This is a genomic window from Parafrankia sp. FMc2, assembly GCF_041008525.1.
Classification (GTDB): domain Bacteria; phylum Actinomycetota; class Actinomycetes; order Frankiales; family Frankiaceae; genus Parafrankia.
On record NZ_JBFLUG010000177.1, the window covers coordinates 1 to 12,228 of the forward strand.

The window sequence follows — 12,228 nt, forward strand, 5'->3', positions numbered from 1 at the left end:
GACCGGCCGCTTCTTCTGCGAACCCACGACACAGTCCTGACCGGCAGAGGGACGGGAAGACCTGCCAGCCCAACCCTCTCACCCAGACACGAAACATGCCAGGACTAAGCGGCGACAGTCTACTAGTAGGGAGCCTGGAGCGAGGCCTGGTTGGGGTTGGGATAGGGCCCCGGAGGCGAGGCCGGGTGCGGGTGCTGCTGCGGATGCGGGTACGGCGCCGCCTGCGGCTGCGGGTGCTGCCGCGGGTACGGCATGGGGGCCGGGAAGTGCGGGGCCTGCGCCGACCGGGTCGGGTAGGGATGGCCTTCGGCGACCGCGCGGACGTCGTCGTCGAGGCGCACCGCCATCCCGCCGCGGGCGAGCCAGCCCGGACCGAGCTCGACGACCGCCGCGTGGGCCAGCTCCACCGCGAAGGCGTGAGCCGACGGCTGCCGCGCGGCCGGCTCCTTCGCGAGTGCGCGCATCAGCACCTGGGAGATCCGGGCGGGGACACCGGCCGGCGGTGGCGGCGGAACGTTCAGGTGATGGGCGATGAGGGACGGCGCCGGAAGTCCCGCGCCGTACGGCGGTTTCCCGGTGAAGAGCTCGTACAGCATCGTCGCGAGGGAGTAGAGGTCGGTCGCGGCGCTGAGCCGGCCCGCAAGCAGCTGCTCGGGCGCCATGTAGCGCGGAGTACCGATGACGGCGCTCGCGCTCGCGTCGGCAGCCGCGCCCTCCACGAGCTTCGCGATGCCGAAGTCGGTGACCTTCAGCAGCCCGGCCCGGTCGAACAGGATGTTCTCCGGCTTGATGTCGCGGTGCAGCACCCCGTTCTGGTGGGCGCACGCCAGCGCGGCGGCCACCGCGAGCCCGACCGCGCACACGGCCTCGGTGGAGATGCCCGCCGCACGCTTGGTGAGCGTTCCGCCGGGCAGCAGCTCCATCACGATCAGGTGGAGATCGTCCACGGTGACGGCGTCGAAGACCCGCACGACGTGTGGATGGTCGAGGAGCGCGAGCAGCCGGGCCTCGGCCATCGGCCCCTGGCCGATCGGCAGGACCTTGATGGCCACGTCACGCCCCAGTTCACGGTGCCGGCCGGCCAGAACCACGCCGAACGCCCCCCGGCCCAGCTGGGAACCCAGCTCGTAGGCGGGCAGGGCGGCGACGAGCCGCGTCTCGTTCAGGATCACAGGGAGACGAACCAACCTCGATCGGGACTGCCACGGATTGTCAGTACGACGGTGACATTCTGGCAGTGGTGCCCGGGGCTGTTCGGTCAGGGCCTGCGGGTCGGTCAGCCTGCGGGCTCGGTCACGTCCGCGGCGGTGAGACGTCCGGCGATCTCGTCGGGCCGCCAGACGCCGTGGGCGCCGGGCAGCCCGGCCAGGTAGGCGGCGATCCGCGCCGGCGGCCAGCCGTTGCCCTCCCGCAGCCCGGCCGCCAGCATGTCCAGGTACGCCCCGGAAGGAGCGGTGGGAGCGACGTCGGCCAGCCCCCACGGGGCGGTGAACGTCAGCAACGGCACCGGGCCCCAGTGGCCGACGAGCAGCACCGTCTCGTATCGGCCGGGCCCGAGAACGGCCCGGCCGGCGCCGAGCAGAGCGGTCAGGTCGAGGTCTCCGCCGGGTTCCCGGTGCATCTCCTGCGCGGCGATGTCGACGAACTGCTGGCGGCTGAGCAGGTAGGCGCGGGCCGCGGCCGGGCCGGGCACCGCCGGGTCGTAGAACGCCATCCCACCGCCCCAGACCTTCGACTTCAGGGCGAAGTACACCGATCCCGGCAGGCGGAGCGGCGCGGTGGCACGCGGCGGACGACGGTCACGGCAACCCGGGTAGACGTGGGTCGTGCCCGGCATCGTCCCGCCCGCCAGGTAGTAGGCCAGCCGCGACGACCGCAGGTTCGACCCGTAACTGACGTACCAGACCAGTGGCGTGGCCTCCCCGTCCGCCGCCACCTCAACCTCCTCGACCACCACCTGCCACCGGCAGACGTCCTGCCCGTCCGATCCTGGATCGGTGGCAATTGTCACCCGGATCGTCGCCCCCGTGGAGAGGCACTCCCGTCTTCGGACCGCCCCCGTGCCAGAGCAGGAGGAGGGCGCACCCGTGAGGCAATCCATCACCGATACGTCGCGCGCAGCCCGCCGGGAACTCCGCGCCGGAATCCTTCCGCCTCGCGGCCTCGCTCACCAGACCTGGCATCTTCACCATCTCGTCTCCCAGACGAACCGGTCTCCCACCGAACCCGAGGCGGCTCGTTCCAGCCCAGCGGGTTTCGCCGGCGAAAACAGGAACCTCGAGCGGGCCAACCAGCCAGGAATAGCACGACTTTTCCGGCCCCCCGCCAAACAGAAGTCACCGACATCCAGGCGAACAGAAAATGGTCGACCTGAGTGAATAGCGCTCCCGGGGTCGGGTAACCTCATCAGCAGACAAGAGGCTCAATGGGCTGTGACTGCCAAGGGAGGTTTTTGTTATGAGAGCTCGCAGGACCGCCAGTCTCCTGGCTTCCATCGCGGCAGCAGGCACGATGACGCTGGCTGCGGCACTCCCGGCAAGCGCCGATCCGAACAGTCCGAACGTCGCCATCAATGGCGTCGCCAGATGCCCGGCCAGCGTCGCGACGGGCGTGGCGGTCAGCACGACCGCCGGCGAGTTCGACTCGTCCGGTGTCAGCGCTGGCGGTTTCTACAGCCTGAGCCTTCAGCAGGTTCCGGTCGTCGCCACGAACGCCACGTTCAGCGTGTCGTGCTCCAGCCCGGCCGACAACTACACCCGCACCATCTTCATCGCGCGACCGATCAGCGGGAAGACAATAACCCAGAACCTCTTCTCGTAAGAAGATCTCCCGTTTGAACAGTTGAGACGATCTCGACCCTGAGACAGCTCAGCTTCTTGTCACCTCGTATGCCGGTTCCCGGACGCTCTCGGCCGCACCCGCACCCTGCCGAGGGCGCCCGGGGACTTCCTTGGCCGCGAGCACGCGGGGCCGGCACCTGACCCGGCGATCTGGATCGTGAAGGCCGCCGAGGCACGCGGACGCGCTGGCATGGGTCCTGAGGGGCCGAAGGCGGAGTCGGACTACTCTGTCGTGATGCCGCGGCGCACCGCATGAACATCATCGTCGCATGAACATCGTCGACCACTGCCCATGCGGCTCCCACCAGGTGTACGCCCAGTGCTGCGAGCCTTTCCATCTCGGGAGCCCCGCGCCGACCGCTGAGACGCTCATGCGATCTCGCTACAGCGCCTTCGCCCGAGGCCTCGCGCCGTACCTGCTGCATACCTGGCATCCCTCAACGCGCCCCCGTCGCCTGGACCTGGACGCCGGCATGACCTGGCGCGCCCTGCAGATCGTCGACACCGTGAACGGCGGCCCGGGCGACGACACCGGTGTCGTGGAGTTCCGTGCGATCGCGCGCTCGGCGGACGGCGAGCGTCGGGTGCAGCACGAGCGCAGCACGTTCACGCGGGTCGACGGCCGCTGGCTCTATGTGGATGCCGGGACGGGGCCACTGGTCCGCGACCGGTGATCCTGTGGCCGAGCCAGCGGGGAAGGGACGGGTGCTGGTAGGCCAACCACCCTGCCCCCCTCTGGCCCTGCCTGCTGTCCGATGACCGGCGGATGGGGACCGCGAAGGGTGGCTGGCGTACCGGTGCGGTCGCGTGCACCGACCGCATCCACGTGGTGCATCCCCAAGGCTAGCGCCACGCACGGGCCGCGAGACTGGATTCCCGCCGACGGAACGCACCCTCCAGCGTGCCGGCCCGTCAGGGCGGCGGTTCCATGATCCACACCGCTGCCCGCCCGCTGCCCGCCGCGCCGCCGTCCGAGATGGAGCCGCCGACAAGTACGACGCCGGCGGTCTGATCGGCGCCAAGGGTGACCGCGGTCATGCCGGCACCGTCACGGTCACCGTTCGTGGCCGATGCGGACGCCCACGGCGAGCTGTCGACCGAGTACCAGGCGACGGGCCTGCTGCCCGCACCAGTGCCACGCCGGCCCACAGCCACGCGTACCGTCCCGCCGGAGGAGATCGCGACGTCGTCGACGCTGGCGTCCGCGCCGTCTTCCAACAGCTGCTCGCTGAGGCGAACGGACCCCACGAGTTCCGTGCCCCCGGCAGCGTCGGTGGCGTCGGTGGCGGAGCCGGCGGGCTGCCCGGACAAGGTGCCTCCCCCGCCGGGCCCGGTCGGCGAACGCCCGTCCGGGCGCAGGACCAACGCCGTCAGCGCGGCTGCCGAGACGACGGCGACGAGCACCGCCGCCACAACGGATGATCTACTTCTGGTAGCCCACGAGCCCGGCCTGGTGCTCACGTCGGGCTCGACGACCAGAAGCGCCTCCGTATCCATCGCCGCTCGGTGTAGAGCCGGTTCCGGCGCCGCCCGTCCCGCCGCTTCCACCGGTTCCACCGTCGGTGGCGTCCGTGGCACCGTCGGCGAGGTACTTGCGCACGGCCGCCGTGGACCCGTCCGGACGGATCACCCCCGCCTGGTCGCTGCCGTGATCGTTGAAGAAGACGAATCCGCCCTGGGAGGCAAGGGTGAACTGGCGACGCTCGGGGAGCACCTCCGGCGCCGCGAGGAGCTCGGCGCTGGTCAGGTCGACGATGTGGACCCGGGACGGGAATCCCCTGACGCGGGCGAGCAGCGCGAAGGCGGCGGCGTGCTGCTCGGCGTAGCCGCGCTGCTCCCGAGGATCCGCGCTGGTCAGCATCCTGGTCAGCGAGCCGTAGGAGTGGCCCGGGCGGCCAGCGAGGTCGTAGCGGTCGGGCACCGCCGCCGTGATCTGGTAGTGGTATCCGTCCGCGGTGGGCCGGGTCGCCAGCAGTGTGCCGGTCTTCGAGTCGAGGGCCATCTCGGCGCCGGAGAGCCGGGTCGGCCGGCCGACCCCGACCAGCAGTGGCGAACCGACCGCGTCGATGGTGATGTCGGCACGGATCGTCGCCGAAGGCCCGACGGGCGCGAGCTCACCCGCCGGGGGACGCCACCGACCCGCACGAAGACGTTGTCATTGCGCCACCGCGCGCCGTCGAAGTCGCCCAGGATCGCCGTCGTCACCCGATCCACCGGAAGCCGCCGGTGGACGACGCGATCCGGACGGTCGCAAGCCGCGGCGACGGCGTCGCGGTGAGCTGGCCCCGCACCTCGACCAACGGGTTGAGCTCCTGACTGATCGACACCGGTGCCTGCCGCAGTGCCCGCGGATCCGCGGCGTCTCGGGACGGAACGACGGCCGCCACCGCGATACCCAGCCCCACCGCGACGGTCACCACCGGTGTGCCGAGCAGCAGGCGTCCGGGCAGCGCCCGGCGCGACCGGCCTGTCCGGGCGGGGGCATCGGCGGCGTCCGGCGTCGATGACTCGGCTCTGACCAGCACGAAGCCCAGCGCCGCCAGCCTCAGCACGGCGGCGACGGGCAGGTGGGTACCACCGCCGGCCGCGTTCAGTGCCAGCGCCGCGACGAAACCGGCCAGCACCGGCACCAGCGCGGGCAACGCCGTCCTCGTCGTGACGGCGAGCGCCACCGCGGCCGCGGAGGTCAGCCACACCAGCAACGCCGGCACCGTCAGCAGCGCGGCCTCCGGATCGGCGGGCAGACCCATCGTCAGCAGGGCAGACCAGCCACTGCGCAGCGCGTGGACGAACCCGCCGTCACCGGACGGGCCATGCCGGCCCAGCGGGCTGAACAGGGTCACCAGCGCGTAGGCGACGAACCCGGCCACGGTGACGGCCGCGAGGACGTCGAGCCGCCGGGTCCGTCCACTCACCAGCCCGACGACCGCGGCGGCCGCGAGGACCGCACCGGCCAGCACGGTGACCGCGAGCAGGCCGGTGAACAGCGAGCTCGTCGTCCAGGCGACGGCGAGCAGGCCGACGATGAGGAATCCCAGGTCGGCGTGCGGCCGGCCACGCCGAAGGGGTCGGCCCGGTCGGGTGCCGGGTCGAGTGAAGGGCGCGCGGTCCGCTCTCATCGCGCGGAGACCGCCCGGTTCCAGGCGGTGGCGAAGGCGCCGCTCGTGGCAGCGCGCACCGCGAACACGCCCTCCGGGACCAACCCGGGCTGCCCCGGAGCGTCCGCGGGGTCGGTGAGCAGGGCCAGGCTGACCATGGCGAAGCGTCTACGGACGGCGGTGACCGCGCGCAGCACCACCGGCGCCGGCATGCCGGTGACGATGCCGAGCGCGGCCCCGTCGTCGGCGAGGCCGAGCCGTATCAGCTCCGGCAGGCCCGGGTCGCCCTCGCTGCGGCGGGCCGCCGCGAACAGGTCCAGCAGTTCGCCCCGTGCCGACAGACCCCGCTCGGCGGCGAGATGTGCTCCGGCGGTGGTCCGCACCTCGACCGGAAAGCCGCCGTCGAACGCGGCGACCGTCAGCGAGGCGGCGACCCGCACCGCCTCCTCGAAGGAGTCGTCGGTGTACGGGGCCTCGCTGGTGTCGAGCATGATGACCATCCGCGGCTCGTGCGGCACCACGTTGTGGCGGATCATCAGCGTTCCGGTCCGGGCCGACGACGGCCAGTGGACGAGCCGCAGGTCGTCGCCGCGGACGTACTCCCGCAGGCTGTGGAAGGCCACACCGCCGCTCGGGGCCGCCGCGGAGGTCCGGCCGTCGGTCTCCCGCGACCGGCCCGTCGGCGGTGGGAGCACGAACTCGGGCCTGGGCTGGACCACCAGCCGCGCCCCCGAGCGGATCACTGTGCCCGATGGTCAGCGGCCCGACCACGAAGACGCCACGGCGGTCGGTGGGCAGCGGGTAGGCGACCTCGCGCGTCTCGCCAGCAGCGAGACTCGGCACCGTGACCCGCGCCATGCGTGCCGGACTGCACGGATCGATATCGCGCAGGTCGATTCCACGCCGATACGGCGAGCGGCAGACACCTCAGCCGAATCCATCCGATGCTTTTCCCGACAGGTGATGATGTGCGCATCCGTCCGGCGGCCGGTCAGGCGGGCCACCCGCCAGTGGCGCGGCCTACGAACCGACCACCGGGCCGCTCCTGGACGCTCCCTACCGTGTCGGAGAACGGCTCGTGCCACCACTTGACGACCGGTTCAGCGCGCGACACGGCACCTAGTCAAGGATGAATAGGATCGCGCCATGTCGTCGGCGACCCGTCTGCTCGTTCTCGGTGCGATTCGGATCATGCAGCCCGTGCACGGATACGACGTGCGGCGGGAGCTGGTGACCTGGCGGCTGGAGGAGGTGGCCAACGTCCGCCCAGGCTCGATCTACGGGGCGATCCGCACCCTCGAGCGGGACGGGTGCATCGCGGTGCACTCGCGCGGCAGCGAGAGCAACCGGCCGGAGCGGACCGCCTACGTCCTCACGGCGGAGGGAGAGAAGGAGTTCACGCTTCTGCTGCGCCAGGCGTGGTGGACGGTCCAGCGCCCCACGGAGCCGCTGATCCCCGCGCTCTGCCTGATGACCTTCATGTCGCGGGACGAACTGGTCCGCGCCCTGCAGGCGCGCATCGCCTCGCTGGAGTCCGAGCTCGAGGCGGCGTCCTTCGTCCGCGGCTCCATCTCGGACGGGGCCACCGGCGCCGACGGCGGTATTCCGGAGCACGTCCGCGAGATCTTCGATTTCACCGGCAGCCGGAGCCGGGCCGAGATCGCCTGGGCCCGCGCGTTCGTCCGGCGGATTCGGGCGGGGGCGTACCACTTCGCGGATGACCCGGGCTTCCCGCGGTTCGGGCCTGGGTTGGGCGCGGCGGCCCTGAGCTACCCGAGCGGCGACGCCAGGCAGCCGACGGAGCCGTCTGGGCCGACCAGGTCCGCCGAGCCGACGGAGCCGACGGAGCCGACGGAGCCGACGGAGATTACTCAAGCTTGACTAAGTTTGAAGGCCTATGCGATCCTGCCGGCGTGGCGGACGATGATCTGATTCACGCGCGCGGGCTCGCGCGCTCCTTCAAGACGAAGACCGGGCTGGTCGAGGCCGTGAAGGGCATCGACCTGGAGGTCCGGCCCGGCGAGATCGTGGGCCTGCTCGGCCCCAACGGCGCCGGAAAGACCACCACGCTGCGGATGCTCACCACGCTGCTGCTACCGAGCTCCGGTGGCGCTACGGTCGCCGGTCACGACCTGGTAGGCCAGCCACGCGAGGTCCGGCGCCGCATCGGGTATGTCGCGCAGGTCGGCGCGGCACCCAGCGCAGGGCTGCGGGTGGGGGAAGAGCTCATCACACAGGCGCGGCTGCAGGGCCTGTCCACGGCCGAGGCGCGGGCCCGGGTCGCGCAGCTCGCTCCCCGGCTCGACCTCGGCGGGCTGGAAGGCCGGGCGCTGCTGGAACTCTCCGGCGGCCAGCGGCGCCGCTTCGACGTCGCGCTCGGCCTGATGCACCAGCCGCGGCTGGTGTTCCTGGACGAACCGACCGCCGGGCTGGACCCCCAGAGCCGCGCCAACCTGTGGACGCACATCCGCTCGCTGCGCGACGACGCCGGCGTGACCATCGTGCTGACCACCCACTACCTGGACGAGGCCGACGCGCTCGCTGACCGGATTCTGGTCATGGACGGTGGCCGGATCGTCGCCAACGACACCCCGGACGTACTCAAGGCGCAGGTCGCCGGTGACGTCGTCCGGCTCGCCCTGCCGGACCCGCAGGCCCGGGTCAGAGCGGAGGCGGTCGTGCGCAGGGCACACCCGGTCCGCGAGCTGGTCGCCACGGACGCCGGACTGTTCGTTACGGTCGACGACGGAGCGGTCGCGGTCGCGCCGATCCTGCGCGGCCTCGACGCGGCCGGGCTGAGCCCGACCTCGATCAGTGTCGACCGGCCCACGCTGGACGACGTCTTCCTGTCCCTGACCGGCCGGACCCTGCGCGACGAGGCGGCAGCGTGATGCGCACCGAGATCTGGGTCGTCTTCCAGCGGCAGATGCGGATCCTGCTGCGGAACCCCGTGTGGGTCTTCTTCGGCCTGATCCAGCCGATCGTCTATCTCGTACTGTTCGGCCCGTTGCTGAAGAACGTCACCGGCGGTGGCCTCGGCGGGGACACCGCCTGGCGGGTGTTCGTACCCGGGCTGCTGCTCCAGCTGACGATCTTCGGCGCGGGGTTCGCAGGCTTTGGCATCATCCAGGAACTGCGCGAGGGCGTGATCGAACGCCAGCGGGTCACCCCGGCCCGCCGGGCCTCGCTCATCCTCGGCCGCACCCTGAGCAACATGGTCACGACGGCCGTCCAGGCCCTGCTGCTGGTCGTCGTCGCCATCCCGTTCGGGCTGCGTGCCTCGTGGGGCGGCGTCGCGACCACGCTCGTCCTGATCTGTCTGCTGGGTCTCGGCATCTCGGCCGCCTCGTACGCGATGGGGCTGATCCTGCGGGACGAGGACTCGTTCGCTCCGTTCGTGCAGGGGGTGTCGTTGCCGTTGCTTCTGCTGTCCGGGGTGCTGCTGCCGATGTCGCTGGCACCGGCCTGGCTGCGGCACACCTCCCAGGCGAACCCGCTCAGCTACATCGTCGACGCCAGCCGCGAGCTGTTCCAGGGCGACTTCTCCGACCAGCACGTCTGGGTCGGTGCCACGATCACCGTGGCGCTGACGGCCCTGCTGGCGCTCTGGGGAACCCGGGTGTTCCAACGCCAGAGCGCCTGACCGCCGGCGAGGAGTTCTCCTGGTCGCGGACCGCTCGATGACCCGAGTGACGAGGTCGAGCCAGCGCCAGTTACCGCCCCTCCAAGCGCCATGCCACGGGACTTCGGATCATCCGATCGACAAACTCACTGGTCAGGCCCCTGACCGATCCGCCCGGTAAGCGTCGATGACCACGGTGAACTGGCCGTTCATTGCACGTTCTCCGCTGTGCTGACCTGCAAAAAGGCACGTCGCGCGTGAACGGAACCGCGTCAGTTTACCGTGGTGCAGTCAATCTTCCGTCCACTGTGGCCGTAGTTGACAGGGGTCAGTTTTCAGGGTCGACGGCAGCCCGCTCCAAACGCGCGAGGCCGCCGGTTTCGAGGGCAACGTGGACAGTGCCGTCCCCGGCGACGGCGAGGCCGTGCGGCTCGCTTGATGGGGTCGGCAGATCGTATTCGTCGATCTTTCCGTCCGGGGTGATGTGGCCGATCCGGCCCGCGGCCCACGCGGAGAACCAGCAGCCGCCGGTGGGCGGGTCGGCGATGATCGCGTGGGGCCGGGCGCCCCGGTCGGGAAGGGGAAACTCCTCGATCCGTCCATCGGTTCGGATCCGGCCGATCTGACCGGCGGCGATCTCGACGAACCAGATTGCACCGTCGGCGGTCCCGCAGATCCCGACCGGGGCTGCGCCCGGGGTGGGCAGCGGGTGAAGCGTGATCTGCCCGGACGGGGTGATGCGGCCGATCGCGTTCGCCTGGGTGAGGGTGAACCAGACGGCCTGGTCGACTCCGGCGGTGATCGCCGCCGGCAGGGCCTGGGGTGCGGGGAGCGGGTACTCGGTGATCGCACCGTCGGTGGTGATGCGCCCAATCCGGTCGCCGTTCATCTCGGTGAACCACAGGGCGCCGTCCGGGCCGGTCGTGATGCCGAAGGGCCCGCTGTCCGGGGTGGGAACGGGGAAGGACGCAGTCTCGCCGTCGAGGGCGATCCTTCCGATCTGATGGTCGCCGTTGCGGGTGAACCACATAGCGCCATCCGGACCCTCGGTGATAATTGACGGTCCGCAGGAGGCCGGGGTTAGCTGGTAGGAGTCGAGGTGGCCGTCTCGAGCCAGCCGCGCGATCTGCCCGGCGTGGACCATCGTGACCCACAGCGCCCCGTCGGGTCCGAGAGTCAGGTCGTAGGGGCCAGCACCAGGGCCCGCTATCCGCTTTTCGTGGATCATGGTGCTTCCATTGTGGGGAATCACGGGTCTCCTCGGCGGAAAAAGCATGGTTCTGTTCTCCGTGCCCTCGGGAACGCGGGGTCGACGCCAGGGCGAGGCATGCGCCATGCCCTCGAACGCGCAACGCGCGGTCATGGCTGACGAGGAAGAGGTAGCCGACCCCGGCAACGGGCGGCACGGCCGTACCAGGCCGTCAGACCAGATCGGCGCCTCATCGGATCATCGACAGGTCTCCTATCGCGACAGATGTAGCGATAGGATCGTGCCACGGTGACCCCCGCCAGGCAAAGGACTTTCGCGATGCCCCCCCGCCACCCGGGCACGGCGCCGGACGACCCTCCGCCGCTACCCGACCCCTCAGGCGTTCGCGCGCGTCCCGGCGGTCGCAGCGCCCGCATCCGGGCTCTGGTTCTCGCGGCTGTGCGCGCAGACTTGGTCGAACACGGCTACGACAGCCTCACCATCGACACCATCGCTGTCCGGTCCGGCGTGCACCGCACCACCGTCTACCGACGATGGCGCGACGTCGGCGGCCTTCTCACCGACGTCCTCGCCGAGGCCACCGCCAACATCTGGCAGCCGCCGGATACCGGCACTCTGGAAGGCGACCTTTCCGCGATCAACCGCGAAATCTATGCAGCCCTCACCGCGGACCCACCGATAACGACCGCTCTCATCGCCGCGTCCTTCCGCTCGCCGGACGCAGCCCGTGCCCTACAGGCTTTCTGGACCGACCGCTACACCCGCTGCCGACCGGTAGTCGATCGCGCCATCGTCCGTGCGGAGATCCCTGCAGACACCGATCCACACCGGCTGCTGATAGCCGCCACCGCCCCGCTTTACCACCAGCTGATCCTTCTCCGGACACCGGCCAGCCAGGCACTCCCCGACCAGGCAGCCCACGACGCGGCGGCAGCCGCGACAGCCGGCGCCTTCACATCCCAATAGCGCCACTCCCCAAGCGCTATGCCACAGCGCCTCAGATCATCAGACCAGAAAGACTCCTGGTCAGGATCCTGACCGGTCGGCGCGGTAGGCGTCGATGACCACGGTGAACTGGCCGTTCCTCTGACGTTTTTCGCTGTGTCGACCTGCGAAGACACACGTCGGGCCTGAACGGAACCGCGCCAGTTTACCGTGACGCAGTGGATCTTCTACTCCCTCGACTACTCGGTAGCAGGACGGAGATGGGACAGCATCGCAGCCTCCACTTCGAGCATCCTGTGCCGGCCGGATCCGCACCCGCGGTCCGATGACCGAATGTGACGGCTCCGGGATGTTCGGCGGTGCTGACCATGAGGTTCAGCTGCCAGCTAGTACTTCAGCCGGACTTTAGTGATCATTTTGATCTGATGGGTCATGGTTGAGATGCGACGTTGAGGTGGAGCCGGTCCAGGCACGCAAGAGGCCACCGGTGATCATCGAGGTTTGTGACGACTC

12 protein-coding genes and 1 pseudogene are annotated in these 12,228 nt (G+C 70.5%); 6 read left to right on the forward strand and 7 right to left on the reverse strand.

Annotated elements, in window-relative coordinates; genetic code table 11:
* Positions 1 to 122: 122 nt before the first annotated feature.
* Both AB1460_RS32310 and AB1460_RS32315 read right to left on the reverse strand, forming a co-directional pair.
* Positions 123 to 1,172, reverse strand: coding sequence for a serine/threonine-protein kinase (locus tag AB1460_RS32310; protein ID WP_368965920.1), 1,050 nt, complete (start codon positions 1,170 to 1,172; stop codon positions 123 to 125).
* A 104-nt stretch (positions 1,173 to 1,276) separates the two neighbouring features.
* The gene (locus tag AB1460_RS32315; protein ID WP_420497431.1) at positions 1,277 to 1,954 is read right to left on the reverse strand and encodes a histone deacetylase; all 678 of its coding nucleotides are present in this window, start codon (positions 1,952 to 1,954) and stop codon (positions 1,277 to 1,279) included.
* 557 nt (positions 1,955 to 2,511) lie between these two features.
* Here AB1460_RS32315 and AB1460_RS32320 point away from each other — a divergent pair.
* Together AB1460_RS32320 and AB1460_RS32325 are read left to right on the forward strand one after the other, a co-directional pair.
* Entirely contained in the window at positions 2,512 to 2,820 is a 309-nt protein-coding gene (locus AB1460_RS32320; protein WP_368965922.1) for a hypothetical protein, read from the forward strand.
* A gap of 289 nt (positions 2,821 to 3,109) precedes the next feature.
* Entirely contained in the window at positions 3,110 to 3,514 is a 405-nt protein-coding gene (locus AB1460_RS32325; protein ID WP_368965924.1) for a YchJ family protein, read from the forward strand.
* Between the two features lie 238 nt (positions 3,515 to 3,752).
* On the opposite strand, the gene AB1460_RS32330 is transcribed toward AB1460_RS32325, so the two are convergent.
* The 4 genes and pseudogenes from AB1460_RS32330 to AB1460_RS32345 form a co-directional block, all read right to left on the reverse strand.
* The gene (locus AB1460_RS32330; protein WP_368965926.1) at positions 3,753 to 4,337 is read right to left on the reverse strand and encodes a hypothetical protein; all 585 of its coding nucleotides are present in this window, start codon (positions 4,335 to 4,337) and stop codon (positions 3,753 to 3,755) included.
* Positions 4,264 to 4,968, reverse strand: a pseudogene (locus AB1460_RS32335) (hypothetical protein); the annotation flags it as partial. The gene AB1460_RS32330 and the pseudogene AB1460_RS32335, both read right to left, overlap by 74 nt.
* A 73-nt stretch (positions 4,969 to 5,041) precedes the next feature.
* Complete coding sequence (locus AB1460_RS32340; protein WP_368965928.1) at positions 5,042 to 5,959, reverse strand: hypothetical protein; 918 nt, start codon at positions 5,957 to 5,959, stop codon at positions 5,042 to 5,044.
* Positions 5,956 to 6,657, reverse strand: a complete 702-nt coding sequence (locus AB1460_RS32345; protein ID WP_368965930.1) for a DUF58 domain-containing protein — start codon at positions 6,655 to 6,657, stop codon at positions 5,956 to 5,958. The genes AB1460_RS32340 and AB1460_RS32345 overlap by 4 nt, the downstream gene beginning before the upstream one ends.
* Positions 6,658 to 7,084: 427 nt before the next feature.
* Between AB1460_RS32345 and AB1460_RS32350 the strand changes: the two genes are divergently transcribed.
* The 3 genes from AB1460_RS32350 to AB1460_RS32360 are packed head-to-tail and all read left to right on the forward strand — an operon-like array spanning position 7,085 to position 9,581.
* Positions 7,085 to 7,819, forward strand: coding sequence for a PadR family transcriptional regulator (locus AB1460_RS32350; protein ID WP_368965932.1), 735 nt, complete (start codon positions 7,085 to 7,087; stop codon positions 7,817 to 7,819).
* Positions 7,820 to 7,851: 32 nt separating this feature from the next.
* The gene (locus tag AB1460_RS32355) at positions 7,852 to 8,829 is read left to right on the forward strand and encodes an ATP-binding cassette domain-containing protein (RefSeq protein WP_368965934.1); all 978 of its coding nucleotides are present in this window, start codon (positions 7,852 to 7,854) and stop codon (positions 8,827 to 8,829) included.
* A complete protein-coding gene (locus tag AB1460_RS32360) occupies positions 8,829 to 9,581 on the forward strand; it encodes an ABC transporter permease (RefSeq protein WP_368965942.1) in 753 nt (250 codons plus the stop codon). Before AB1460_RS32355 ends, AB1460_RS32360 begins: the two co-directional genes overlap by 1 nt.
* Before the next feature lie 307 nt (positions 9,582 to 9,888).
* On the opposite strand, the gene AB1460_RS32365 is transcribed toward AB1460_RS32360, so the two are convergent.
* Entirely contained in the window at positions 9,889 to 10,788 is a 900-nt protein-coding gene (locus AB1460_RS32365) for a virginiamycin B lyase (protein ID WP_368965936.1), read from the reverse strand.
* 300 nt (positions 10,789 to 11,088) lie between these two features.
* Here AB1460_RS32365 and AB1460_RS32370 point away from each other — a divergent pair, with 300 nt between their 5' ends.
* Positions 11,089 to 11,736 carry a TetR/AcrR family transcriptional regulator gene (locus AB1460_RS32370; RefSeq protein ID WP_368965938.1) on the forward strand — a complete coding sequence of 216 codons (648 nt, stop codon included), beginning with the start codon at positions 11,089 to 11,091 and terminating at the stop codon, positions 11,734 to 11,736.
* Positions 11,737 to 12,228: the final 492 nt, after the last annotated feature.

Coding starts and splice junctions, on each gene's coding strand:
- AB1460_RS32330 (WP_368965926.1), bottom strand. CDS start 4,337: ATGGATACGGAGGCGCTTCTGGTCGTCGAGCCCGACGTGAGCACCAGG.
- AB1460_RS32370 (WP_368965938.1), top strand. CDS start 11,089: ATGCCCCCCCGCCACCCGGGCACGGCGCCGGACGACCCTCCGCCGCTA.
- AB1460_RS32325 (WP_368965924.1), top strand. CDS start 3,110: ATGAACATCGTCGACCACTGCCCATGCGGCTCCCACCAGGTGTACGCC.
- AB1460_RS32320 (WP_368965922.1), top strand. CDS start 2,512: ATGACGCTGGCTGCGGCACTCCCGGCAAGCGCCGATCCGAACAGTCCG.
- AB1460_RS32365 (WP_368965936.1), bottom strand. CDS start 10,788: ATGATCCACGAAAAGCGGATAGCGGGCCCTGGTGCTGGCCCCTACGAC.
- AB1460_RS32340 (WP_368965928.1), bottom strand. CDS start 5,959: ATGAGAGCGGACCGCGCGCCCTTCACTCGACCCGGCACCCGACCGGGC.
- AB1460_RS32350 (WP_368965932.1), top strand. CDS start 7,085: ATGTCGTCGGCGACCCGTCTGCTCGTTCTCGGTGCGATTCGGATCATG.
- AB1460_RS32360 (WP_368965942.1), top strand. CDS start 8,829: ATGCGCACCGAGATCTGGGTCGTCTTCCAGCGGCAGATGCGGATCCTG.